The 24,579-nt window shown below is 52.9% G+C and carries 25 protein-coding genes and 1 pseudogene; 20 read left to right on the forward strand and 6 right to left on the reverse strand.

Features of this window, described 5'->3' with window-relative positions; all coding sequences use genetic code 11:
• Window positions 1-51: 51 nt before the first annotated feature.
• Window positions 52-1,062 (forward strand): sigma-70 family RNA polymerase sigma factor, encoded by a 1,011-nt coding sequence (locus tag ACZ51B_RS04785; RefSeq protein WP_464296096.1) that lies wholly within the window; start codon window positions 52-54, stop codon window positions 1,060-1,062.
• 36 nt (window positions 1,063-1,098) lie between these two features.
• On the opposite strand, the gene ACZ51B_RS04790 is transcribed toward ACZ51B_RS04785, so the two are convergent.
• Window positions 1,099-1,407, reverse strand: a complete 309-nt coding sequence (locus tag ACZ51B_RS04790; protein WP_464296097.1) for a hypothetical protein — start codon at window positions 1,405-1,407, stop codon at window positions 1,099-1,101.
• Between the two features lie 63 nt (window positions 1,408-1,470).
• Here ACZ51B_RS04790 and ACZ51B_RS04795 point away from each other — a divergent pair, with 63 nt between their 5' ends.
• The 8 genes from ACZ51B_RS04795 to ACZ51B_RS04830 all read left to right on the forward strand — a co-directional run bounded on the left by ACZ51B_RS04795 (window position 1,471) and on the right by ACZ51B_RS04830 (window position 8,078).
• Entirely contained in the window at window positions 1,471-2,016 is a 546-nt protein-coding gene (locus ACZ51B_RS04795; protein WP_464296098.1) for an HD domain-containing protein, read from the forward strand.
• A 202-nt stretch (window positions 2,017-2,218) separates the two neighbouring features.
• Entirely contained in the window at window positions 2,219-2,548 is a 330-nt protein-coding gene (locus ACZ51B_RS04800) for a PadR family transcriptional regulator (protein ID WP_464296099.1), read from the forward strand.
• On the forward strand, window positions 2,532-3,323 hold the full coding sequence (locus ACZ51B_RS04805) for a permease prefix domain 1-containing protein (protein WP_464296100.1): 792 nt from the start codon (window positions 2,532-2,534) through the stop codon (window positions 3,321-3,323). The genes ACZ51B_RS04800 and ACZ51B_RS04805 overlap by 17 nt, the downstream gene beginning before the upstream one ends.
• Entirely contained in the window at window positions 3,320-4,144 is an 825-nt protein-coding gene (locus ACZ51B_RS04810) for a hypothetical protein (protein WP_464296101.1), read from the forward strand. Before ACZ51B_RS04805 ends, ACZ51B_RS04810 begins: the two co-directional genes overlap by 4 nt.
• Window positions 4,141-5,010 (forward strand): prepilin-type N-terminal cleavage/methylation domain-containing protein, encoded by an 870-nt coding sequence (locus tag ACZ51B_RS04815; protein ID WP_464296102.1) that lies wholly within the window; start codon window positions 4,141-4,143, stop codon window positions 5,008-5,010. Before ACZ51B_RS04810 ends, ACZ51B_RS04815 begins: the two co-directional genes overlap by 4 nt.
• Before the next feature lie 54 nt (window positions 5,011-5,064).
• Entirely contained in the window at window positions 5,065-6,648 is a 1,584-nt protein-coding gene (locus ACZ51B_RS04820; protein WP_464296103.1) for a dockerin type I domain-containing protein, read from the forward strand.
• 27 nt (window positions 6,649-6,675) lie between these two features.
• The gene (locus tag ACZ51B_RS04825) at window positions 6,676-7,380 is read left to right on the forward strand and encodes a PEP-CTERM sorting domain-containing protein (protein ID WP_464296104.1); all 705 of its coding nucleotides are present in this window, start codon (window positions 6,676-6,678) and stop codon (window positions 7,378-7,380) included.
• 20 nt (window positions 7,381-7,400) lie between these two features.
• Complete coding sequence (locus ACZ51B_RS04830) at window positions 7,401-8,078, forward strand: PEP-CTERM sorting domain-containing protein (protein WP_464296105.1); 678 nt, start codon at window positions 7,401-7,403, stop codon at window positions 8,076-8,078.
• A 195-nt stretch (window positions 8,079-8,273) separates the two neighbouring features.
• Here ACZ51B_RS04830 and ACZ51B_RS04835 read toward each other — a convergent pair whose 3' ends face one another.
• On the reverse strand, window positions 8,274-9,344 hold the full coding sequence (locus ACZ51B_RS04835) for a hypothetical protein (protein ID WP_464296106.1): 1,071 nt from the start codon (window positions 9,342-9,344) through the stop codon (window positions 8,274-8,276).
• 222 nt (window positions 9,345-9,566) lie between these two features.
• On the opposite strand from ACZ51B_RS04835, the gene ACZ51B_RS04840 reads away from it, so the two are divergent.
• The 9 genes from ACZ51B_RS04840 (at window position 9,567) to ACZ51B_RS04880 (ending at window position 18,305) form a co-directional block, all read left to right on the forward strand.
• Window positions 9,567-10,235 (forward strand): helix-turn-helix domain-containing protein, encoded by a 669-nt coding sequence (locus ACZ51B_RS04840; RefSeq protein ID WP_464296107.1) that lies wholly within the window; start codon window positions 9,567-9,569, stop codon window positions 10,233-10,235.
• A gap of 349 nt (window positions 10,236-10,584) precedes the next feature.
• On the forward strand, window positions 10,585-12,297 hold the full coding sequence (gene ilvB / locus ACZ51B_RS04845) for a biosynthetic-type acetolactate synthase large subunit (protein ID WP_464296108.1): 1,713 nt from the start codon (window positions 10,585-10,587) through the stop codon (window positions 12,295-12,297).
• 21 nt (window positions 12,298-12,318) lie between these two features.
• On the forward strand, window positions 12,319-12,501 hold the full coding sequence (locus tag ACZ51B_RS04850) for a hypothetical protein (RefSeq protein WP_464296109.1): 183 nt from the start codon (window positions 12,319-12,321) through the stop codon (window positions 12,499-12,501).
• Window positions 12,498-12,995 carry an acetolactate synthase small subunit gene (gene ilvN / locus ACZ51B_RS04855; RefSeq protein ID WP_464296110.1) on the forward strand — a complete coding sequence of 166 codons (498 nt, stop codon included), beginning with the start codon at window positions 12,498-12,500 and terminating at the stop codon, window positions 12,993-12,995. The genes ACZ51B_RS04850 and ilvN overlap by 4 nt, the downstream gene beginning before the upstream one ends.
• A gap of 89 nt (window positions 12,996-13,084) precedes the next feature.
• Window positions 13,085-14,080, forward strand: coding sequence for a ketol-acid reductoisomerase (gene ilvC, locus ACZ51B_RS04860; protein ID WP_464296111.1), 996 nt, complete (start codon window positions 13,085-13,087; stop codon window positions 14,078-14,080).
• Window positions 14,077-14,715 carry a class I SAM-dependent methyltransferase gene (locus tag ACZ51B_RS04865; protein WP_464296112.1) on the forward strand — a complete coding sequence of 213 codons (639 nt, stop codon included), beginning with the start codon at window positions 14,077-14,079 and terminating at the stop codon, window positions 14,713-14,715. Before ilvC ends, ACZ51B_RS04865 begins: the two co-directional genes overlap by 4 nt.
• Window positions 14,700-15,488 carry an ABC transporter ATP-binding protein gene (locus ACZ51B_RS04870; RefSeq protein WP_464296113.1) on the forward strand — a complete coding sequence of 263 codons (789 nt, stop codon included), beginning with the start codon at window positions 14,700-14,702 and terminating at the stop codon, window positions 15,486-15,488. The genes ACZ51B_RS04865 and ACZ51B_RS04870 overlap by 16 nt, the downstream gene beginning before the upstream one ends.
• A gap of 94 nt (window positions 15,489-15,582) precedes the next feature.
• Entirely contained in the window at window positions 15,583-17,736 is a 2,154-nt protein-coding gene (locus ACZ51B_RS04875) for an SPFH domain-containing protein (protein ID WP_464296114.1), read from the forward strand.
• Between the two features lie 47 nt (window positions 17,737-17,783).
• Window positions 17,784-18,305 (forward strand): hypothetical protein, encoded by a 522-nt coding sequence (locus ACZ51B_RS04880; protein ID WP_464296115.1) that lies wholly within the window; start codon window positions 17,784-17,786, stop codon window positions 18,303-18,305.
• A 221-nt stretch (window positions 18,306-18,526) separates the two neighbouring features.
• Here the strand turns inward: ACZ51B_RS04880 and ACZ51B_RS04885 are convergent, their stop codons facing one another.
• Entirely contained in the window at window positions 18,527-19,621 is a 1,095-nt protein-coding gene (locus ACZ51B_RS04885) for a TlpA family protein disulfide reductase (RefSeq protein ID WP_464296116.1), read from the reverse strand.
• A gap of 105 nt (window positions 19,622-19,726) precedes the next feature.
• Window positions 19,727-20,287 carry a TlpA family protein disulfide reductase gene (locus tag ACZ51B_RS04890; RefSeq protein ID WP_464296117.1) on the reverse strand — a complete coding sequence of 187 codons (561 nt, stop codon included), beginning with the start codon at window positions 20,285-20,287 and terminating at the stop codon, window positions 19,727-19,729.
• A gap of 67 nt (window positions 20,288-20,354) precedes the next feature.
• On the opposite strand from ACZ51B_RS04890, the gene ilvD reads away from it, so the two are divergent.
• On the forward strand, window positions 20,355-22,031 hold the full coding sequence (gene ilvD, locus ACZ51B_RS04895; RefSeq protein WP_464296118.1) for a dihydroxy-acid dehydratase: 1,677 nt from the start codon (window positions 20,355-20,357) through the stop codon (window positions 22,029-22,031).
• Between the two features lie 45 nt (window positions 22,032-22,076).
• Here the strand turns inward: ilvD and ACZ51B_RS04900 are convergent, their stop codons facing one another.
• Window positions 22,077-22,538 carry a DinB family protein gene (locus ACZ51B_RS04900; RefSeq protein ID WP_464296119.1) on the reverse strand — a complete coding sequence of 154 codons (462 nt, stop codon included), beginning with the start codon at window positions 22,536-22,538 and terminating at the stop codon, window positions 22,077-22,079.
• A 732-nt stretch (window positions 22,539-23,270) separates the two neighbouring features.
• On the opposite strand from ACZ51B_RS04900, the gene ACZ51B_RS04905 reads away from it, so the two are divergent.
• Window positions 23,271-23,834 (forward strand): class I SAM-dependent methyltransferase, encoded by a 564-nt coding sequence (locus tag ACZ51B_RS04905; RefSeq protein ID WP_464296120.1) that lies wholly within the window; start codon window positions 23,271-23,273, stop codon window positions 23,832-23,834.
• Between the two features lie 7 nt (window positions 23,835-23,841).
• Here ACZ51B_RS04905 and trhO read toward each other — a convergent pair.
• Window positions 23,842-24,549: pseudogene (trhO, locus tag ACZ51B_RS04910) on the reverse strand (oxygen-dependent tRNA uridine(34) hydroxylase TrhO); the annotation flags it as partial.
• Window positions 24,550-24,579: the final 30 nt, after the last annotated feature.

Raw genomic sequence — 24,579 nt, forward strand, 5'->3', positions numbered from 1 at the left:
GTTATAGTAGTCACGTCTGGGATCATTTGAGGGAATGTCCCAGCAAGAAACATGGTTGTAGGATCGCACATTAACAGCGGTGGTCTGGAACTGAATGGTGGGGAGATTCCTGCCTTTGCGTGCCCAGCCCAAAACCTCTCATCGTCGAGCGGCAAGACTGCTAAACGCCCGAAGGATCGTTGGAGTGCCAACGACTTGGAGATCATGGAGACCGAAGGGCTGGGTGACACTCACCTGGACGATTCGGTTCGAATGTGGCTGCAGAGAATTGGCCGAATCGCCTTGCTTACTCCTGATCAGGAGATCAGCTTAGCCAAACATAGTAAGACCGGATGTAGCTTGTGCAAGGGTGCACTCATCGAGGCCAACCTCCGACTTGTCGTTAGTATTGCCAAGAGATTTGTGGGAAGAGGTCTATCGATGCAGGACCTCATTCAGGAAGGCAATATGGGTCTTATTCGCGCGGTTGAGAAATACGACCCCGAGAGAGGCTTCAGATTTAGCACGTATGCCACTTGGTGGATCCGCCAAGCGATTTCTCGTTCGATTAGCGATCACGGTCGGACCATACGGGTGCCGGTGCATACACTTGAAGCTGTGAACCGCATGATGCGCACGGCAAATCAGCTTCAGCAATCTCTTGGCCGTGAGGCGACCAATGACGAGATTAGTGAGTTTCTCAACATCAGCATTGAGAGGGTCCAGGACTTCCATCGTGCGATTGTCGAGCCTTTGTCGCTGGATACACCGGTAGGAGAGAGTGAGGACGCTGCGCTTGCTGAGTTCATTGTGGACAAGTCCAATGAGAACCCAGCGGATGCTGCGGTTCGATCTGTCATGCGACGTAAGATTGAGGATGTTCTCGACACGCTGAGTGATCGAGAGCGTGAGGTGATCTGCCTGCGGTTTGGGCTTTTGGACGGTCAGCCGCATACGCTCGAAGAAGTTGCCCGTTGTTTCCAAGTAACGCGGGAGCGGATTCGACAGATCGAGCAGAAGTCGTTGAAGAAGCTGAAGCACCCGAGTCGCTCTCGAACGCTTCAAGAACTTCTTGAGTGTTAGTGATCTATCGTTCCTCTCATTTCTGGGAGGAACGATCTAGCTCGTTTCAAAGAGGATTTTGAAGACTTCGACTGGCTTTAGCCATGGTGTGTAGAGTGCTTCTACAAAGGTAGGCATCTTCACGGTCAGGTTTCTCGCTTCCCCGTTGTTCACGACGACCTGTACGGGAAGGCATTGGCACCAATCCATGGAGACGGTCATTGCGTGAGAGCCCTCGCTGACGATGTAGGTTTCCGTACTGTTGTTTTTGAGCGAGGCGACCGTCTGGCCGTCTATGGTTACTTTCAGTTTTCTTGCAAAGTAAATCCATGAGGGTGGTCTCGTAAGGACTATCTGGGCGGGCATTGCGGCAGCTTATCGTCACGTTAAGATTTGTGTCAACTTCTTGATGCGTCAAACTGGAACTTGATGGCAGGTTCTCAGCTTGATGCGGCGATTCAGTGGGCGGCGAAGTTGCACGAGGGGCAGGTTCGAGATGGGGAGAATGCGCTTCCCTATATCACTCACCCATTAGAGGTATTGGGGGCTTTGCGGCATGTGGGCGGGGTTACTGACCTGGATATGTTGGTGGCGGCTGTGCTTCACGACACGATTGAGGAGTGCGGCGTGGCGGCTTTGGAGATTGAGAACCGGTTTGGTAGTCGGGCGTGTGGGCTTGTGGTTGAGCTGACGCGGTCGGAGCCTACGCAGGCGCAGCGCAAGGGTTTGTCGAAGGAAAAGTTGTGGCGGCTTCGCGCGGAGATGCTGATTGCGGACATTGCCGAGATGTCCGATGATGCGAAGGTCATCAAGCTGGCGGACCGGCTTTGTAACCTCCAGGACGCTGTTCGGACCAAGCAGGACCAGAAGCTTGCCCGGTACCAATGGCAGACCGGAGAGATTCTGAAAACAGTAAGTTTAGATCTCAATCCTGCACTTTGGAGCCAGATTCACTTACTTCTTCTCTCTTATTGATCGGTTAGTATTTCCTGATACGGAACTCATTTTCAGTGTGTTTTGGTGTTATTCCAGACCCTCTTCGCCTTTATTAACAAATAATTAAGAAGTACCTCTCTCTTTGTTAAGGTCCTCTTTGACGAGCTAACGTCATATGTAGAAATCGATATATCGGTTTCCGAGTTAAGAGGTCATTAAGAGATTGGGCGACGACAAGGGAATGCAGAAAAGCACGGCGATGACGCTGGTGCTGGTGATACTTCGCGACGGATCGCGACACGGCTATGACATTGCACGGGAAGTCGAGAGACGCTCCGATAGCACTTTGTCTTTCAACCACGGGACGTTGTATCCCGTGCTCCATTCGCTTGAGCGGGCTGGTCTCGTTTCAAGTTCTTGGGAGCACCCTAAGGGCGAACGGAAGAGGCGGATTTACGCTTTGACGGACGCTGGAATTGGGGAGGCTGAGAGAGCCATTGCGTCTTGGAGAGACTTTTCCGCTGCCATGGAGCGAGTGATCCAGGGGAGGGGTGGTGAGCAACCCGCTTGAGCTTGCCCATACAAACCTTGGGTTTGATGGGGACAGTTTAGAGCCTCTGTTGGCGGAGGATCTGCTTGAGAACTACCTTGATCATTTGGCGGTTCACTTGGTGGGTCGGGTTTCCATTCAGGCTCGGATTCGGCTGAAGGAGGAGGCTCGCTTCCACATTGAGCGGCTTGCGAGTCACTACCAGATGGAGGGGCTTTCCGAGGAGGAAGCCATGCAGAAGGCGCTGCAGCGGTATGGGACTCCACTTAAAGTCTCCCATGAGTTTATCGAGAGCAGCTTTGAGGGCAGCAATCAGAAGGCTATTTTCAAGTCGATTAAGAAGTCGCACTTTGTGGCGTTCACGCTGTTTGGGCTTGTTCAGCTGATCTTCGTGGCGGTGCTGCAGGTGAAGGTTTTCTGGCCGAACGGAGCGGCTTATTCCCTACCGATTTCTCCGGGTGATGCGCGGCAGCTGTTGCCCGATCCTTTGCCGTTGCCTCAGAGTGGGCTTGAGTTTTTGTGGCTGTATGCGTACCCGTTCATCGCGCCGGTTGTGGCTGGTTGGGTGGCTGGACGGTTGATTCCGGTGGGTGCTGCGAAGGCGGTTTTCACTTCGATCATGCCGATTGTGATCTATTCGTTCGTGGTGGGTGCTTTGACTTTGCCCCAGACGACGGGTGTGTTGTATGCGTTGCTGCAGGTGGTTTGGTGGATGCCTGCGGGATCGGCTGCTGCTTGGATTGCTTCGGAGCTTGAGGGTCGGCGGCGAGCTATTCAGGAGGAGTCGGAAATATGAGATCTCGCGGCATCTCTGCGATTGAGGTTTTGGCCATTACGGTGGTTCTCGGGTTGGTGGCTGCTTTTACCATTCCGATGTTGGGGAATGGGAAGCTGAACGCCCAGCGCTCGAACTGTTTGCAGAACATGAAGCAGATTGGGGCGAGTGTGCTGCTTTATGCGAACGACTTTGATGGGGTTTATCCGCGGACGAGTGAGGAGAAGCCTAAGCGCGGATTGGGGGCGCATTGGAGCTATCTGGTTCAGCCTTTTGCTCGGAGTAAGGACATCTTTGTTTGTCCGAGCGACACGAGTCCAGAGTACACCTCGGACGGGAGTGTTGACACTCCAAAGCGTGTTCCTCAGCTGAGTTACATCAACAACTATGCGGTGATTCCGGCGCACGATTTTTACCCCGTGCCAATGTCGGCGCTGACGGATCCGGCTGGATTGATTCTTTTGGCTGAGCGGCGACATGAAACTCTTAGCCGCGTGAAGATTCGGAGTTGGAAGGGCACGAGTGGGTTCTTCCCAGGACAACCTTGTTCGGACCAGGAGCTCGGGTTGAACTACCGCCGGACGAGTCCAGCGGAAGCTGAGAGTGTTCTGCGGAGTGCGAAGTCTGACAAGGATCTCTTGATTGCCCGAGTCGATTGGACGGCTCATGAGGATGCCGCCAATTACACCTTTGCGGATGGGCATGCTTCGTACGAGAAGTTGCCTCGAACGCTTGATAGCAAACGATTTCAGTGGGGCGAGAGGTTCTACCCACGTTCTATGCCTGTTTCTGACTGCGATGGCCATCCTCACCCTCGTTTGAGAAAGGACCCGAAACCATGACACACCGAATAACTCGCGCATTCACGCTTATTGAACTGCTTGTGGTGATTGCGATTATTGCAATCCTAGCAGCCATTCTCTTCCCTGTCTTTGCTAGGGCCAAGATGGCGGCCTACAAGGCAGTTGACCTTAGCAATTTGAAGCAGCAGGGACTCGCTCTTCAGATGTATCACACGGACTTTGACGACATGATGGTCCGGACCAGCACGGATGTGGATGGCCAGTATTGGCTGGAGCATAACTACCGGCCATCTAAGACCTTCCGCGTTTACTGGATTGACTTTGTTTATCCGTACGTGCGGAATGGAGGGGTTTTTCGGAATCCCGCTGACGCTCAGCCGCAGGATATCTCCGGGCTGTCGCCTGTTCAATTTAACTCTTACATCACGAACTACGCGGCGATGGCGGCTCACGATTTTAGGTCGGTGAACTTCTCATCGTTCGGTGAGCCTGCGAATTTGATTCTGAATGCCAATCGGCGATCGAAGAAGTTCCTTGGGGACACGACGGTTACTTTGTACAAGGGTGCCAGCGGATTCTTACCCGGACAGCCTTGCACCGTTGGGGATGAGGGGCGGCAACTTGCGGACACCTTGAACTCGATGAGCTACGTGTTTATGACTGAGACGAAGGCTCGCGCTGACTTGAAGGTGCAGTTGAACGACAAGTTGAATCTTCTCAATCGAGTGGACTACGACACTTTTGACAATGGGGCCAACTACGCTTTTGCAGATGGGCATGCGCGGTTTGCGGCTTTGGGTCGAACGCTTGATCGATCCCACTTCATGTGGGGTGAGAAGTTTTATTCCCAGAACATCCTTCCTGGCGAAGACGTGAGTCAGCCAAACGGAAGCGAATGTGACTGACTTTAACCTCGCCGCTTAAGCGATTTTTAAGCGGCCTATTTATTTGGAGAGTCCATGAGAAATCTATCTACCCTCGCGCTGATTGCGGTTGCTTGTGCAGCACAGTCGGCCGATCACTATAAAATCCAAGTCCTAAATCCTCTTCCTGGGGACCTCGGCGCTGTTGCGACTGACATCAATGATCAGGGTGTGATCGTTGGCGGAAGCAGTCCTAGCGGTTCGCGGTTTGCCTTGTTCGGAATCAGTCATCCGGTTATTTGGAAGAACTTCAGTGCGCAGGCTCTTCCGATTGGTGGCTTTAACGGAGTTGCCTACGGAGTGTCAGACAATTACGGCCTTTCTGGTCAGAAGGGCTTCATTTATGGTCGCATGTACAACGGCGACAACGGATCGTATGCTCTGTTTCGGCTGCAAGACGGTGGAACTTATCAGACGCTTTCTCGCACGGGTTCCTTTGGAACTTTTGGGCGGGGCGTTGCGAATGACGGTTCTATTTTAGGTTCCTATTCGAGCCAAAAGGATAAGGACAAGCTGTACGGTTGGTTCGGGACTGACACCGCTGGGACCCGAATTGGAACCGAAGATGGGCTGGCCAACATTGCCAACCCCGAAGTGATTAACTCGATTGGGGACATCACAGGCTTTGACTGGGACAGCAACGTTTCGATCATCAGTGGCCTAAGCAAGCAGTCTTATCTGTACAAGAACGGAGATTTCCGAACTGATTTCACGAAGCCTGCTGGGGCTGATCAGGCCCGTGTAAAGGCTCTCAATAACAGTGGGACGGCCCTTGGGATCATCTCGTACTCGGCTAACGATGTCGCCATTGTGAAGTGGAGCTACAAGGGAAGCGGCAATTTGATTTCTCGTGAGCAGGCTGCTTGGACTCAGTTGTACCGTGGGTTTGCTTCGCCGGTTGACTTCAACGATGCAGGCACAGTGATTGCGAACCTTTACGGCGTTGACTGGTTTAGTGCGGTTGGCGGACAGGCGAGTGCCGGGGGAGTGATTGAGAAGGGAGCGTTTATTGACCTCAATACTTTGATTGCTCCCAGCGATCCTTTGTATGGCAAGTTTGTGCTGTATGCGGTGACTGGGTTGAACAGTCAGGGGCAGATCATTGGTTACGGAAGTGTGGACGGTTCGAATACTGTTCCGGTGCTTTTGACCCCTGCTAAGCCTTCGCTTGGACTGAATCTTACGTTCCAGGATTACAGCGCAGCTGCTTCGAAGACCGGTATTCCCGTGACGATTGATCTGAGAACGCCGGGGACCTCTACTGTTGTGAAGTCTTACAGCGTGTTCCCGAACAGTGCCGGACATATCGACATCGAGGTTCCTGCCGAGGGCACTTATGACGTTGCGGTGAAGGCTTCTCACTGGCTTCGTCGGGTGACAAAGAACGTCAATGTGTCCTTTGCATCGGCTTCACCGTTGGCGGTGAGTTTGGTGAATGGCGATGTTGATGGGAACAACGTGATCACTTTGGTGGACAGCAGTCGCATCAATGCTGCGTTCCGAGCTCGGGTTGGCAGTGCGAACTGGGATCCGATGGCCGATCTTAACGGCGATGGAGTGGTTAGCGCGGCTGACCTTGCAATTTTCAACAAGAACTATCGAGCCGCTGGGGATCGATAACGTTCAAACCTCATTTTGGAGAGATTCATGAAACTAAAACACTCGAAATATATCGTTATGGCAGCCACTCTTTTGGCTGTAGGTCAGGCGCAAGCTGCTAGCAGCTTTTGGTTTGCGGCGGTGGGAGATGCCACTGGTACGCCCCTCACCTCTTTGACCATTGGTGGAGCAGGTTCTACTTTTGACGTTGCCGTTTGGTATTCGTCGGACACTAAGTATTGGAACTTGGAGACGCTTGTTGGTTTTGACCACAGCACTTCTTCCACGGATACTGCTACTCCGATGGACAACTTGTTGGGGCTCGATGGAACTCCTGACACGGCTTTGACGATTGTCAATCCTTCGACTACTTTCATCGGCAGTCCTGTCTTGGGTGGCGGAATGCTTCCTGGGGCCGATACTGGGACGCGATCTTACGGGATTGACGCAGCATTTCAGCCAAAGTCCTCGGGCACGCTCTTTAACGCAACAGGTGCTGCGGGTGTTGAGCTCTTTACTCTTAAGTTGAAGAACAAAGGACTGGGCGCTGGTCAGAGCGCGAAGGTGAACTTCTTCACCGCAGACGAGACGGTTCCCTTTTACGCCACGTTCCTGATTGCCCAGGATTTCAGCACGATTGTTCCCACGACGACCGATCTCACGGTTCGCGTGGCTGCTGTGCCTGAGCCTGCTTCGATGGCTGCACTTGCATTTGGTGCGGTTGCTCTTCTTCGACGTCGCTCCAAGAAATAAGACCTCCCTTTTGAAACATCATGAAACTCAAATCAAGCATTCTTTTGACTGCATGTTCAGTCTTGTCCATCTCTGTTGCTCACGCGGATGTGATTACGCAGTGGAACTTCAACAAACAGAACTCAGCTCCAAGCGTTGGGTTGGGCAGTATTCAATCGTACGGCGGGACTGAGACCAGCTACATCAGTGACAACGGATCTTCGGACTCAGGCGGTTATGCGCTTGCAGTGAAGTATTTCGCTGACCAGGATTTGGACTCTGGTACGACTGGCATTTACGTTGCGACGAACACGACTGGTTTTGACAAGATCACTGCCAGCTTTGATCTTTTTGCAACGGGCGATTCTAGCAAGTACTACCGTTTTGACTACACACTCGACGGCGGTTCGACCTTTACGACCTTGCGAGATATCAACTACGATGTCAGGCTTTGGAAGAACGGGAATCAGTTTGATTTGACCTCGATTGCTGGGGCGGCTAACAATCCGGCATTCGGGTTCCGAGTTGTGTCGATATTTGAGCCTGGAACTTCTTCGTATGCAGGAGCTCATGGTGATGAGTATGACTCTACTAACAAGGTTCGTTTCGACATGATGACGATCAGCGGTGCTAAGATCAATGCTGTGCCAGAACCGATGACTGTTATGGGACTTGGATTGGGAGTTGCAGTAGTACTTCGACGACGTTCACGCAAATAATGATTCGTTTAGCCTCGGCAACTAATGCCGGGGCTTTTTCGTGCCTATTTGTGTGATTTCTCATCAGGTTTATTACTGATACATTAAGAGCATTGCAACTCTTTCTATCACTTTTCTTATTCATGATAAACCTGTAGATTTAAGGCACAAAAAAGCCCTTGACCAGATATCTGGCCAAGGGCTTTTCATCACTTCTTAGTGGTAGTAGGTTGTTCCGCTACGCGAGATTGTGATGTAGTTGGTGACGAAGGAAGAGCCGGAAGTTACCCAGTAGCCTGGTCGGATCCAGTCGCTGCTGCTGAGCGTCGTGGCCGTTCCGTCTTCGTAGGCATTCTGTCCGCTGGTGCCGTCGAAGTAGTAACGATCTGCTACTCCGCCAGTGAGAAGATCGGTGTAGATCCCCTTGTCGGTTGGAACTGTATCGCTGCCGCTTGTGAGATAGAGGCGTGCAAACCAGTCGCCCGTGAAGTTAGCAAATCCGTTGCTCGATGTTGGTCGAGTTTGGATGCATCGTGTGTTGTACTGACCGGAAGTCAGGCTCGCGACGTAGTCGATTTGAGTTGCTGCACCTGCGTTTGCGTTTTCCACGAGAACGGAAACTGCATCCTCGATGGACTCCCATGGCTGAACCCAGCCAGTTGGCTTCGATGTCTGGAGGTAGTCCAGAACTCCGTTGAGATCCTTGTCGAGGCTGATTCCGATGCTTCGAGGAGTATCGATCTGTTGGAACAGGGTTGGGTTGACATGCTTCACGAGGAAGTAGTTGCCGCCGCTGTTCTCAAGAGAGTTGCCTCCGTAGGTGAGTGTGTTTGATCCACCGGGGGTGTACACATTGCTTGGGAATGACCAAGGCAGTGTGGCGGTGCTGTTCGTCTTGCTGAACTCAACATTCAGGTTGCTACCGATGCTCACGAGATCATTGAGAACTCCGAGAGTGGTATTGGACTGCGAAGTGTTTTTTCCTTTGTAGTCTCGAATAATTAGGTATCCGTGGCTGTCGAGAGAAAGGCCTTTAAGTGGGAAGATGTTGTCGACGCAACCGCGGTCATCAGCTCCGGATCCGCTGTGCTCATTCTCGACAACTACCACTGAGTAATCGTCAAGCGACATGCTAGGAGTTCCTTTAAGGATGATGTACTCAATACCTTGAGTTTCATCGGAGCCACCGGGAGGATTGATGAAAATTTCGTGAAAATTGACGTGATCTGCAGCAGCAGTTGCAGCGAGGACTGCAAGGGTTGCTAAAGCCATTAGTTTTTTAAACATTTTTCTCTCCGTGGGCTGTTACAACTACTTGCTCAGCCCATAGAGAAGGTACATTGAAATCGCTCTCACCCGAATGACAGAATTTTCACTACAACGATCTAGTGACTATTAATACTATCTTAATTACTCTACACCTTAATTAATTATACAGTGGTCTCCAAGTTCTGAGCTAACGAAATGAATAACGTTGGCAGTTTGACTGTCAACAAAACGGAGAAAACGATGACTGTGAATCAAGAGAAACAGCGTGAGCGGCTGCACGATGCAGCTCTTCATGCCTTGGCGAACCCTATTCGCCGATCGATGCTTCATGTATTGGCGCGGGGGGAAAAGAGCGCTTTAGAGTTGGTGGACACATTTCCAGAGGAAGCGACGCTGGTTTCGTATCACATCCGGATGTTGAGGCATGCTGGGCTGGTGGCGGCGCGGAAGTTGGGGCGTCGGCAGACTGTGTACCGGTTGCATGAGTCGATGATTGCTGACTTAGCATCTTTCTTGGTGGGAGTGGAGACGGCTCTTCAGACATCGCGCGAGCGCGCGAGTTCTTCGGTCAGTGAAGGATTGCTGGATGCCGCGGTGGACAAGCTTAATGTGGGAGTGTGGATCATCAACCCTGAGCTTGAGACGTCCTATGTGAATCCTCGAACGCTGCAGTTATTGGGTTTAGAGGAGCGGGAGTTGAAGGGGCGGGCGCTTTCCTCTCTTGTGATAGAGCCCAGGTTCCCTACGTTTTTGTCTTACTTAGGATCTGGCACTCACTCGGATATCGATATTCGGGTGGGTGTAAGTGCGGCTTCCAGTGTTGCTTTGCGTGCGAGTTTCTCGCCAATCATCTCTCCGCAGGGTGCGAGCTTTGGCACCATGATTGTTTTGAGAGAAGACAATTGGTAGTGGAATGTTAATATTCTGTCAAGTAGTTTAAACGTTTTTCTCAAATTAACTTGTCATAAGTGGAAATTTAGTGCTATCTTATAGATCCAATGGTCGCTGGCAATGTGCTGAATAAGGGTCTCTCTTCTCAGCGCGTCGTCGTGTCTGTTGTCGTCGTCCTACTTAGCCTTATTGGACTACTCCTAATTTTCGGGAGTGCCTGACCGGTTGGTAGCGACGAAAAGCAAGCCCTCCGGTCAGGAAAGACCGGAGGGCTTTTTTTATAACTCAGACGCACGGATTCGGCAATGTCGCCGGAGCCATCTACAAAGACGAAGAGCGGCGGGGCGAAACAAACAGGAGTTAGTGCGTGAAACGTAGCGGAGCGAATATTGTTATGGACAGTCTTGCCAGAAATGGCATTGACGTGTTCTTCGGATACCCGGGTGGTGTGCTGCTGCCCCTTTATGACGAGATGTTGAAGTGGCCTGAGGTCAAGCACATCCTTGTTCGACACGAACAGTGTGCGGCCCACATGGCTGATGGATACGCTCGTGCGACTGGTAAGGTCGGCGTGTGTTTGGCTACAAGTGGTCCGGGTGCTACCAACCTGGTCACTGGAATTGCCAATGCGATGATGGACAGCGTGCCGATGGTTGCGATCACGGGCAATGTCAATTCGTGGGCAATTGGTAAGGATGCGTTCCAAGAGACAGACATCCAGGGAATTACCATCCCTATTACCAAGCACAACTACTTGGTCACCGACATCAACGAGTTGCCTTATGTGATGGCTGAGGCTTTCCACTTGGCAAGCACAGGTCGAAAGGGTCCGGTTTTGGTGGACATTCCAAAGGATGTTTTCACTGCAATGACGGATGTGCCTTTCCCTGACAAGATTGAGCGACGCGGGTATTCGATTCCTGGCGCGCCGAGTTCGGAGCAGATTGCTGTTGCTGCGAAGATGATCCAGGAGGCTGAGCGCCCAGTTATGATTGCTGGCGCTGGTGTTCTTTGGTCAGCTGCGTTCGACGAACTGCTTGAATTGGCAGAAAAAACTAACATTCCAGTCATCAACTCGCTCCTGGGACTGGGAACTTTCCCCCGCGACCACGAACTTTCTCTTGGCATGATGGGCATGCATGGCGAGGCTACTGGAACCCTTGCGGTTCAGGAAGCCGACCTGGTTATGGGTGTTGGCATTCGGTTTGACGACCGATTGACTGGCGATACCAGCAAGTTTGCTCCTAAAGCTAAGATTCTGCACTTTGACTTGGACCCATCTGAGGTGGGCAAGACTGTTTCTCCTGTTGCCTTCGTTATTGGTGAGTTGAAGCTCGCCCTGCAAGCGCTGAACAAGGTTGTTGAGCCGAAGCCTAAGACCGCTTGGAACAGCCAGATTTCTGCTTGGCAGAAGGAGTTCCCGCTGATCGTTCCTGAGGGCAAATTCCTCTCCCGTACGGTTCTTCGTGCCCTCAACGAAGTTACTGAGGGAGAGGCAATTGTCAGCACGGACGTAGGTCAGCACCAGATGTGGACCGCTCAGTTCGTGAAGCTGAAGAAGCCTTATTGCTGGCTTTCCAGTGGCGGACTTGGCACGATGGGCTTTGGCTTCCCTGCTGCTATTGGGGCTAAGTTTGCTTGCCCTGAGAAGGAAGTTTGGGCAGTTGTTGGCGACGGCGGCTTCCAGATGACTCTTCAGGAGCTTCAGACGGCTGTTGAGTACGGCGTCAACGTGAAGATCTGCTTGCTGAACAACGGCTATTTGGGCATGGTTCGGCAGTGGCAGGAGCTGTTTTATGAGAATAGATACAGCAGTGTTGCGATGAGCTCCCCTGATTTTGGGAAGCTGGCCGATGCTTATGGAGTCAAGTTCTTCCGTTGCTCTCGTGAAGAGGACCTCCAAAAGACCCTGGAAGAGGCTCATGCTCACCAAGGCCCTGTACTCTGTGAGTTTGTAGTGGAGATGGAAGAGAACGTCTTCCCGATGGTTCCTGCGGGCGGCAGCAACAGCAACTTGATCATGGATCCTGCGCTGACGGCACCTGCCTCTAAGAGTGAGGAACTGGCAACTACCAAGTAACGAGAGCCAGGAGATTCAATCATGAAAGAATACAGCTTTTTCAACGCACCTTTGACGGACCGCAAGAACAAGACTATTCTCCCAAGGGACTCTTTCGACAATCGTCGAGAGAGTTGCATTGGGGTTGAGAACATGCTGCGTGCGGTGGCCGGAAGAAAGGTGAAGCCGCACCAGATCAAGGATTTGGAGACTCGCCTCAAATGAGCGCATCAGAAAACCACCACCAACACACTATTACGGCGCTCGTTCAGAACGAAGCCGGAACGATCAATCGTCTTGTCTCGATGTTTCGCCGAAGGGGCATTTCGCTCGCTTCCTTCAATGCGGGAGATTGCGAAGAGGCCGGTTTCAGCCGCCTTACGCTTGTTGTCAATGGTGACGACACGCAGTTGACTCAGTGCATCAAGCAGCTTGATAAGTTGATTGATGTGGTTGAGTGCGAGGACCTGAAGCAGGATTCGATGGTTGGACGCGAACTTGCACTGATTCGCGTTGAGCCTAAGGATGAGGATCGCCACACCGTTTGCAACATTGCGTCGGAGTTTCTCGCTACGACTCCTAAGCAGACCGCTACAAGCATTGTGGTTGAGAAGGCATCCGGTTCCGCTGAGATTGAGAAATTGATCGAGGCGCTACGACCTTACAACGTTGCTGAGATCGTCCGGACTGGCACTGTCGCCATCAAGATCGAAGGCTAAGACGAACCTACGAGAAAAGAGAGCAACCCCAGAAAGGTTGCTCTCTCTTCTTGTCCCGACTGAATTTACCAAACAATAGAACCAGACTCATGGCAAAGATTTATTACACTCAAGACGTCAACCCTGAACTTATCCAATCGCTTAAGGTAGCCATTGTTGGCTACGGCTCTCAGGGGCACGCGCACGCACTCAACCTCAAGGAAAGCGGAGTTGACGTACGAGTTGGGCTTCATGCAGAGAGCAAGAGCCGACAGAAGGCTGAAGAGGCTGGACTTGCTGTTCTCAACGTGGATGAGGCTACTCAGTGGGCCGACGTTCTCATGTTCTGCGTGCCTGACGTTCCGATGGCTGACATTTACAATGAGAAGGTTGCGCCTCACCTCCGCGATGGCCAGACACTTCTTTTTGCTCACGGCTTGAACGTTCACTTTAAGTTGATCAACCCTCCTGCGACGGTTAACGTGGCGATGGTTGCTCCTAAGGGACCTGGTCATCGACTTCGCTATGAGTTCGCTCATGGCGCGGGTATGCCAGCTTTGATTGCTGTTCACCAGGATGCTACGGGCAATGCGAAGGATATCGCTCTTAGCTACGCTTGGGGCATTGGTAGCGCGAAGGCTGGAATTCTTGAGACGACGTTTAAGGAAGAGACCGAGACCGACTTGTTTGGTGAGCAGGTTGTTCTTTGCGGTGGTTTGAGCGCGTTGATTAAGGCTGGTTTTGAGACGCTGGTTGAGGCTGGTTATCAGCCTGAGGCCGCTTACTTCGAGTGTCTTCACGAGACCAAGCTGATTGTGGACCTTCTTTACGAAGGCGGTCTTAACTACATGCGATATTCCATCAGCGACACTGCTGAGTGGGGCGACTACATCACGGGTCCTAAGATCATTACTGCGGAGACCAAGGCTCGCATGAAGGAAGTTCTCAGCGAGATCCAGAGCGGCAAGTTTGCTCAGGATTGGATTGAGGAGAACAAGAACGGTCGACCTCGCATGAACCAGTATCGAGAGGAAGATCAGAACAGCCAACTGGAGACGGTTGGTAAAGAGCTTCGCTCGATGATGCCATTCATCAAGGCGAAGTGATCTCAGAGTATCAGACGCCGGAGCACGCCTTAGCCTATTTGGCTAAGGCGGACTCCATCCCTCATCGCACAGAGGGTGAGCGTCATTTATTAGAACTCCTTCCTCCCGGATGTTCTCGGGTTTTAGATTTGGGAACAGGTGATGGGCGACTTGCGAGTCTTGTCCAGTTGGCCTTCCCTTCTGCTGCCATTGTGGCCACGGACTTTTCCTCGACGATGCTTGAGGCTGCGAGAGTTCGTTTCGTCGATTGCGATAATGCGCAAGTTATTGAGCATGACTTGAACAATTCATTATCTTCGTTGGGGCAATTTGATGCGGTTGTATCGAGTTTTGCGATCCATCACGTTGAGGATGAGCGGAAGCAGAGTTTGTTTCGCGAGATCTTTGAGTGTTTGACTCCGGGTGGGGTGTTTTGCAATTTGGAACATGTGGCTTCTCGGTCGGAAGCGGTGCATGATCGGTTCCTTTTGCAGCTTGGAATCACTCGGGAACAGGAAGATCAGTCGAATCGGTGCACTTTGGTTGAGCCTCAGCTTCGTTGGCTTGAAGAGAGTGGATTTGTGCAGGTTGATTGCTACTGGAAGTGGTACGAATTAGCGTTGTTGGTCGGTTTTAAACCATGCTCCTCTCATTAAAAGACGTTTCTATTGTTCGGGATGGCCGGGCGATTCTTGAGTCGCTCTCCATCGATATTGCCGAAGGGCAGCATACGGCTATTTTGGGGCCGAATGGGTGCGGGAAGAGCACGCTGATTAAGTCGCTCACTCGGGAGATTCATCCCTTCGCGGGCCGAGGGGTGGTTCAGATTTGTGGTCGCGAGCGGTGGGTGCAGAGCGATTTACGGAAGCTGATTGGTGTGGTGAGTGGCGAGCCGAAGGAGCCTTTGTTGGGGAGTCCTACGGGGCTGGAAGTGGCGGTTTCTGGGCTGCTTGGCACGTATGGGGTGTTGGTTCAGTATGATGTGACCCCAGAGATGTTTGAGCAGGGTCGGGCGGCTTTGGCTCGCGTGGATGGGCTGCATCTTGCTGATCAGCCGGTGGAGACGATGTCTACTGGGGAGCATCGGCGCTGTTTCATTGCTCGCGCATTGATTAACCATCCGAAGGGGCTGGTTTTGGATGAGCCGACGACTGGCTTAGATATTAAGGCGAGTCAGCTCTTTATGGAGACTGTGCGCAAGTTGGCTCAGGAGGGGACGACGATCATTTTGGTGACTCACCATTTGGACGAGGTGATTCCGGAGATTGGACGCGTGGTGATGTTGAAGAGTGGCCGGGTGTTTGCGGATGGTCGGACTGAGGAACTGTTGAATCCGGGTCGTGTTGCAGAGTTGTTTGATGCGGATCTGGCGACGGCGGAGCATGCGCTGAGCGGGTTTGTGAAACTGAGAATTGGACTCAGTTATTGAAACCCAAATTGTGAAGTTCCGTATTTGCTATGTCGGATTGAGGGCGTTTGCATTGGGTGATCGCCTTGCTTTCTGAACATAACAGGAGATAAAGATGCCCACCTGGGCAGTACCGGTACTGATCACGTTTCTCGCCTTCGCTATTGTAGGGCCTCTCGTCGTTAGATTCCTTATTGGTCCGAGATTCATCGGCAACACGGAAGTTGGAATTGTCGAAAAGACGTGGGGTGGCGGGCATTTGACCGGTCATATCATCGCCTTGAACAATGAAGCAGGTTTTCAACCCGACGTTCTTCGGGGTGGACTTCACTTTAAGCCTGGCTACCGTTTTCGTATTCACCGAGTTCCGCTTGTGACGATCCACCGTGGTCAGATTGGCTACGTGTTTGCCCGAGATGGCCAGCCTTTGGGCCGCTACATGAGGGACGGCAAAGAGATTGTTGAGGCAGGACAGACGCTTGGCCATCTTGTGAATAATGGTGATTTCACCGATGTTCGGGCTTGGTTGAAGGCGGGTGGTCAGCAGGGTCCCCAGCGCGCGATTTTGCGTGAAGGAACCTACGCCATCAATCTCGCTCAGTTTGTGGTGATCTGCGGCGCAAAGGACATCTATTACCACCCGGTGGGTGGCAAGGACGAGTTTGCTGCGATGCAACGGATCGCTGAACAGATTTCTCAGCAGAATGGATTCTCGCCGGTCGTGATCGACGGCTCTGCGGATCAGATCGGCATTGTGACTGTCCACGACGGTCCTTCGTTGCGTCAGGGCGATATTATTGCTCCGACTGTTGGCGACAGCAAGACGGACGAGCATTATCACAACAACTTCCAGGACCCACAGGCTTTCTTGAGTGCCGGTGGATTCCGGGGTCGGCAGTATCAGGTGCTTTCTGAGGGAACGTATTGGATCAACCGGCTGTTCGCGACGGTGGAGTTTAGGCCAAAGACTCACGTTCAGGTGGGAGATGTGGGCGTTGTCGTTTCTTACTATGGCGAGCGGGGCGAGGACGTCTCGGGCGACGCATTCCGGCATGGTGAGATGTGTAAGAAGGGTGGACGCGGTATTTGGGACGAGGCTCTGTTGCCTGGCAAGTATGCGTTTAACTCTTATGCTGGCGAAGTGATCATGGTGCCCACGATCAACATCATCTTGAAGTGGATCGCGACGGACACAGGTATTCACAAGCTCGATGCGAGTCTGCGCGAGATTGGTCTGATTACCAACGATGCGTTTGAGCCGGAGTTGCCGCTGTCTGTGGTCATCAACATCGACTACCAGAAGGCTCCGAACGTGATTCAGCGGTTTGGTAGCGTGAAGAACCTGATTGAGCAGAGTTTGGATCCTCTAGTTTCGAGCTACTTCAAGAATCAGGGACAGCGGCGCACGTTGATTGAGTTGATTCAGGAGCGCAGTGAGATTCAGGCAACTGCGACTACGGACATGAAGGCTCGATTTTCGGAGTACGACCTGGGCTTGCAGGAGGTGCTCATTGGCACTCCTCACTCACCGAAGGGAGACACTCAGATTGAGACGATTCTGAATCAGCTTCGCGAGCGACAGGTTGCTGTGGAGCAGAGTGAGACTTATAAGAAGCAGGAAGAGGCTCAAGCTGGATTGAGAAGCTTGAATGAAGCGAAGGCGATTGCTAGCCGCCAGACCGACCTGACGGACTCTAAGGTTCAGATCGATATTGAAGTCAACCAGGCTGATGCGGCTGCTCAGAGAGCTCAGAAGGACGCTCAGAGGAACATCACGATTGCTGAGGCTGATGCCAAGCAGACTGTTTTGCGGGCGGAAGGCGACTCTCGGCAGACCGTGTTGCGAGCTAAGGCCGAGTCGGAGAGGATTGTGTTATTGGCCAATGCTGAAGCCGAGAGTAAGGCTCGCATTCAGATTGCTGAGGCTCTCGGTATTCGAGAAGTGCGAAAGGCTTACGGCTCATCCAGCTTGATGGTGAAGCAGAAGATGATCGGTCAAGTTGCTGAAGCCTTGAAGGATACGAAGCATCCATTGGTTCCCCACAGTGTGGTGACGATGGGCGGCGGTGGAGAGGGTGGTTCTGACGGCAACGTGCTTTCGCAGATGCTGACTCTTCTTTTGACCGACAAGCTTGGGCTGACGGATGTTGGCAATGATGAGGGAAGTGACGCAGACATGGGGCCAGAGGCCAAAGCGTTTCTGAAGAAGATCATGGCCAGCATGGGCGATGGCTCCACTCCGGCAGCCGTTTCTGATAAAGCCAAATAGTTAAACCACCATCCCTCCGGGGCCGTTCTGGGGGGATGATTACATTTATGTTGGAGATCGTTGTTGCCTTAGTGGCATTGGTGGGGGTTGGGTGGGTGGCTTTGAAGTGCCATCGGTTAGAACGCCGGTTGCATGCGATGGAGCTGGCTATGGTCGTTCCTCGTAGCCAAGGCCAGGAAGTGTTGCCTTCTCCTTCCCCGCTGTCAGGTTTACGCATCTCGCTAGCTATTCAGCAGGATCATCCACACGCAGTTTTCGCGAATCTGCTTAAGGAGGCGCTTCTTAAGGAGGATGTGTCTGAGGTTTTGGTCGGTGGGCGGACGTTGGATTCTGCGGACCTATTGATTCAGGGGGAGTTGATATGCAACGGGTATGCCGAGATTTACTACCGGGCTGAGTTTAGCTGTTGCGTTGGCGAATCGGAGATATGCACGCTGATCGAAAGGCCACCGCATGGGGATCGGCCTGGGAATTTAGCGATCGAGCTGGTGACGAAGTTGAAGGTTGAGTTAGAGAAAGCGACGTTGCGCGATGAGCGTCGGCAGGCGGTTCGTGAGTTGGGTGGATAGCGCCGGCCTGTTCGATCTAAGTCATTTCTCATTGGAAGATATTTCGGTTAGTTGACCGGACTCTCCTCCCCTCGGTCCCCTCCTCTCTGGGAAGAAAGGAGGGGAGGAACTAGACCTTTGTCATCGATACCGTTGGTAATCGAGCCCGGTTTGGTAGGTTGTCCACCCTCACCCAACCCTCTCCCTCGCGGACGAAGGAGAGGGCTTTGGAGGACTGAGAGTTAGTTGCCGGCTTTCTTTTTCTTGTACTCGGCTAGGCGGTCGGTGATTTCTTTTTTGAACTCGGCTGCCACCGTCGAGTCGGGTTTGCTGAGGATGTCTACTGCCTTGGTTTGGATTTCTAGCGCTTTGACTAGGTTGCCTTTCTTGTCGTAGACATAAGCCAGAGTGTCCAAGATCATTGGGTCCTTGTCTTGGGTTAGCTCGGAGGCTCGTTGGGCTAGGGCGAGGGCTACGTCGTAGTCTGGCTTCTTGAGGCCCTTGCCTTCTGCAATGTTCCAGGCGATCTGGTTGAGGGTCATTGGGTCGTTCTTGAACTGGTTCTCGCCAAGTGACTTCGCCAAAGCGTAGGCCTTGGTTTCGTCGACTTTGAGAAGCATGTCGAACTTGAACACTTGCAGGTTATTGGCTAACTCTGGATTGTCAGCGATTACTTTATCCAGCGCTGTAATGGCCTCGGCGTTCTTTCCCTCACCTCTCAAGGTCATGACGTTCTGCATTGCTACGCTGACGAGTTTCTGCTTTGCTTCGGCTTCTTCTCGCTGCTTTGCTGCGGCGGCGGCATCGAACTTGCCTGCGATGACTCCGTCGAGGACTTTATCGAGGCCGTCCATTGGGTGGCCGATCCAGGCGATCTTGCCTTTTTGGTCGATGACGAAGGCTGTTGGGATGCCGTTCTGGTCCGCGGCTGCCATCCAGGTCTTGGCCATGGTTCCTTCGTGGCCGTCGAGGGCTACGTTGTAGTCCATCTTGGCGCCCATATCGGTCACGAACTTGACAACTTCTGGGAAGTAGGAGTTATCGGTTGCGCCCTGTTTCTCCCAGACGTCTACGCCGGTGAACTGGACCTTGCCCTTGAACTTCTTGGCCATCTCGGTGAGGTGAGGGATGCTCTGCTTGCAGGGTCCGCACCAGGTTGCCCAGAATTCGACAACGTAGACCTTTCCTGGCTTGAAAGTCTTGATTGGGCTACCCTTAACCCACTTGGCTACTTTGAGAGCGGGGGCTGGAGCGCCTACCTTTAGATCTCCGGCATATGAAGAGGCTGCGACAGCGAGCATGGCTGTTGAAGCGAGAAGCAACTTCGATGTTTTCATTTTTGACCTCAATGCACCTTCTGATTCCTTGGAAAAATCAGCAGTATCTGGTGAGACCAGTTTAACTGGTCCCATCGTTCATTGGGTTTATGCGTGACTAAGGACCTATTTTTTCGCCAGGGTCGCTTTGAGTGCCTCGTTTAGATTGTCCATGGGATGGCCGATCCAAGCGATTTTTCCTTTCTTATCGACGATGAAGGCGGTTGGGATTGAGTTCTTGCCGGCGGCGTCCATCCAACTCTTCGCGACGGTTGCGGAAGGGCCGTCGATGGCGACGTTGTAGTCCATGTGATGCCCGGCTTCTTTGACAAACGCCTGGACGTTTTGCATGTAGGCGGTGCTTTTGGGGTCGTGTGATTCCCAGATATTGATGCCACAGAAGGTGACTTTGCCTTTGAACTGCTTGGCCATCTCGGTGAGGTGGGGGATGCTTTGGATGCACGGTCCGCACCAGGTGGCCCAGAATTCGACCACATACACTTTGCCTTTGGCGAACTTGTTCACAGGTGTTCCCTTCACCCACTTGGCGACTTTCAGGGCCGGGGCGGGGCTGCCTACTCGGAGGGTCTTGCCGTTGAGGAACTGGCCTCGGTTTGGATTTGCATCGATTGCTTGAGTGGCTGACAAAAGAAGGGCTGCGGCTGCAAACTTGGCAAATCTGTTCATTGTTCTTCCCTAGGATACGTCTCGCTTAAGCGTGATGCTTGCTTAGCAGTGTAACCTAATCATTCAAATGAGCGAGTTCGACGCTAGACACAAATCCCGTACGATCACCGAAGGGTCCGACAAGACCGCTAACCGCGCAATGCTACGCGCGATGGGCCTTGGTGACAAGGACATGATTCAGCCTTGGGTAGGCGTAGCTACCGTATGGAGCGAATCCACCCCCTGCAACGTAAACCTTGATCAACAGGGAGCGATTATTGCTGAGTCGGTGAGAGCCAACGGAGGCACGAGCCGACGTTTCAATACGATTTCCGTGAGTGACGGCATTGCAATGGGGCATGAGGGCATGAAGGCCTCCCTTGCGAGTCGCGAAGTGATTGCCGACTCGGTAGAGCTGATGATGCGCGGTCACTGCTACGACGCGCTTGTGGGCGTTGCGGGCTGCGATAAGTCTCTGCCTGGAATGTTAATGGCGATGGCGCGGCTGGATGTGCCGAGCGTGTTTGTTTACGGCGGCACCATTATGCCCGGGCAGTACAAGGGCAAAGACGTTACTATTCAGGACGCCTTTGAGGCTGCGGGCGCTTATGCTGCCGGGACGATTACTCAGGAAGAGCTGCACGACATTGAGTGCGCGGTTTGCCCTGGCGCGGGTGCTTGCGGTGGGCAGTACACGGCGAACACGATGGCTTGTGTTGCTGAGGCTCTTGGACTCGCGGTTATTGGTTCCACTTCCCCTCCTGCGGAGTCTGCTGAGCGAGACGTTTGGTTGAAGAAGGCCGGCGAGACCGTGATGGAGCTTTTGAAGACCGGTCTTAAGCCAAGCGACATCCTTACCAAGAAGGCGTTTGAGAACGCGATTGCGGTGGGTGCGGCGACGGGTGGCTCGACGAATGTGGCTTTGCACATCCCAGCTTTGGCTCATGAGTTGGGGATTGAGATTACGTTGGATGATGTGGAGCGCGTTTCCAAGCGGACTCCGACTCTGGCGGACCTGCGACCTGGCGGTAAATACGTAATGTTAGACCTTCACAAGGTGGGCGGCGTGCCTGCTGTTTTGAAGGCGATGTTGGATGCCGGTGTTCTGCATGGCGACTGTATGACTGTGAACGGCAAGACGATGGCTGAGAACTTGGCCGATGTGGTGATTCCGAGCGGGCAGGATGTGGTTCGCACTACCGCGAATCCGGTAGATGCGCACGGAGGTCTTGCGATTGTTCGTGGTTCGTTGGCACCGGATGGTGGTGTGGTGAAGACGACGGGCGTGAAGAAGCTGCGACATGTGGGTCCGGCTCGTGTATTCAACTGTGAGGACGATGCGATGGCAGCGGTTCAGCGGCAGGAGATCCAGCGCGGCGATGTGGTGGTTATTCGGTACGAGGGCCCTAAGGGCGGACCGGGTATGCGCGAGATGTTGGGTGTGACGGCGGCGATTGTTGGGCAGGGGCTAGGTTATGACGTGGCTCTCCTCACCGACGGTCGGTTCTCCGGTGCTACTCGCGGCTTGATGGTGGGGCACGTGGGTCCTGAGGCGATGGACGGCGGTCCGATCGCTCTGGTTGAAGATGGCGACATTGTTGAACTAGATGTTGAGGCCGGTGTGCTGGCTCTGCAGGTGTCCGATGAAGAGCTGGCTAAGCGAAAGGCTGCTTGGAAGCCGATTGCTCCTCGTTACACGAAGGGTGCTTTGGCGAAGTACGCGAAGCTTGTCGGCCCTGCGTGCAAGGGCGCGGTTACTCACTAAATCTGTTTGCTGCACGGCTTTATGGCCGTGCAGCCTTTGCTTCTTTTAGCTCACGTGCATTTCTTTGTCGCCCAGGATCAGCTGCATGTAGTTGATCTGGCCGAGGTGGTAGGTGCAGTTCCAGCTGTGGTAGCCCAACACACGAGTCACCGTTGTGGTTTCCCATGGGAATGTGATGGTCTGGCTGAGTTTGTCCTCAGGGATTTCCTCGATGTACTTGACGAGCTTCGCGGTCTCTTCGTTTAGTTTCGCGATGATTGCGTCGTAGGAGTCGATTTTGGCGACTTCATCCCAAAGAGTTTGATCCTGGCTCATGGCGCCAGTGTTGATCGTGTCGATGATCCATGCTGGGAAAGTGGTGCATTCCTGGAGCAGTGCCAGCGTTGATCGTGCTTCGCCGCCTGGGGTCCAGGTGAGTTTGTCGGCGGGGATGTACTTGGAGGCGGTGATGATGGTTTGGACGCTGTTCTTTGCGTTCTCGATGATTAGGTTCTTGATATCTGACATGTGTTTCTCCTTAAACTGAGACACCTCATGATACAAGATATGTATCTTTTTGTCTACTTATTTTCAAACTCTTAATCGTTGGTTTTTTGGGGTCTGGAGAGCTGAATGGACAGCTTACGCCGCTGATCTAATGTATGACGGTTATTCTAGACCTTTCGGAGGGGACGGGAGCGTTCTTACTAGCACTTGGGGATTGTGGATGGTCTTGGTACCAGGACTACGCGTTCGCTTGTCCTTCGCTCGAACGGAGCGCCCCATTTTGGGCTGAGTAGGTAGCGCTTAGGATTGGTGTTTGGTGAGGGCTGGTGTGTTTCTTCCTCATAGCCGCCATTCCCATACATCCTGACAGCAGGGTATGGGAATTGGATGATCTTCTAATCTGGTGGCTCAAGTGCAGTGAGAGAAGTTATGGTAGTTGGTCGTTCTGCGACTCCTCCAGAGTCGGGGAAAATATAGGCTATCCGGGGGTCTTCGACGCCCCGGCTAACGAGCTTTGACCCCATCCGGGGTCATTCGGAGGGGACTTGGTGTGGTCTACCAGTTAGGTGTTGTTGTCCAGCCTCATCCAGCTCTCTTCCGCAGGGATTCACCTGAAGGGTTCTGATGGAGCTGATGGATTGCCAGCCTCTCCTGGGCCAAGGTGGAATCTTCTCTCACGGCATAGGGGGTAAAAGTTGATGTATCTCCCTCGGGTAGCGCGTGTTTGTTGTTGGAACGGCTAAACTTTGTGCCTTGATACGAACGCGTTTTCGGAAGCGGCGGCAGGTTCAGGATGACCTGCGTTTGTTTATTGACCAGGCTCGGGCTGGTTCGGTGAGTGGGCTGCACTTAGGGTGTGGGCGGCATCGGATTGAGGGGCTGACGAATTGTGATTTGTTTGATGATTCGGCGGACCGAAAGGTTGGTCTGACGGATCTGGGTGAATTTGCTACTGGCTCGGTGGATTACATTGAGGCCAATCATGTGATTGAGCACCTTTCTTTTTCTGAGGTGGAGGTTGCTTTGGATGAGTGGCAGAGGGTGTTGGCTCCGGGGGCGCTTTGTGTGATCTCTTGTCCAGATTTTCAGCGGCTTGTGCTGCGGTGGATATTGCGGCCTAAGTATCGGTGGTCTGACACAATTCGGATGGTTTATGGGTCCCAGGAACATGAGGGGATGTTCCACAAGTCAGGTTATACGCGTGAGCGGTTAGAAGGGATGCTTCAAGCGCGAGGGTTTGATATTGTGTTGAGCTACACGCCTTACCCACCGCGCCCTACGCCTTCCCTGTTAGTGATTGGGCGTCGCAGACCATAACCTACTTTAGGTTATGGTCGAGCGATTCGCGTTGGTCGAAGACGTAGCACTCGCCTTCCCATTTGCTTTCTTCGATGGGGATCTCTTCCATGTATTTGAGGATGCCACCTCTTAGGTGGTAGACCTCTTGGAAGCCTTCTTGCAGCATGTAGGAGGTTGCTTTTTCGCAGCGGATGCCGCCTGTGCAGAACATGGCGATCCGCTTGTGCTTGGTTGGATCGAGGTTGTTTTTGACGTACTCGGGGAACTTACCGAATGCGCTGGTTTGCGGGTTAATAGATCCTGGGAAGGTGCCTAATTCGATCTCGTAGTCGTTTCTCGTGTCGATGACAAGCACTTCGGGATCTTCGATGAGAGCGTTCCAGTCTTTGGGCTCTACGTAGTGGCCGACTAGGTTGTTGGGGTCCACGGAGGGGACGTTCATTCGGACGATTTCTTTCTTCATCCGGACCCAGAATCGGCCGAAGGGGCGGGTGTCTGTGTAGGACTCTTTGTGCTCCATGTCCGCGAAGCGGGGGTCCGACCTCAGGACGCCTAGGAAGGTGTCTACGCCCTCGCGGGGGCCGCACATGGTGGAGTTGATACCTTCCCTTGCCAGAAGGACGGTTCCGTTTAGGTCGCAGAGCCATGCGACTGCGTACATGAGTCGACGTAGTTCCTCGCGATCATCGATTTGGACAAACTTGTAAAACGCGGCGACGACTACCTCGGACATATCTTCTCTATTGTGGCTCACGCGGGGCTT

The sequence above is a fragment of the Fimbriimonas sp. LA-C6 genome (genome assembly GCF_055398105.1).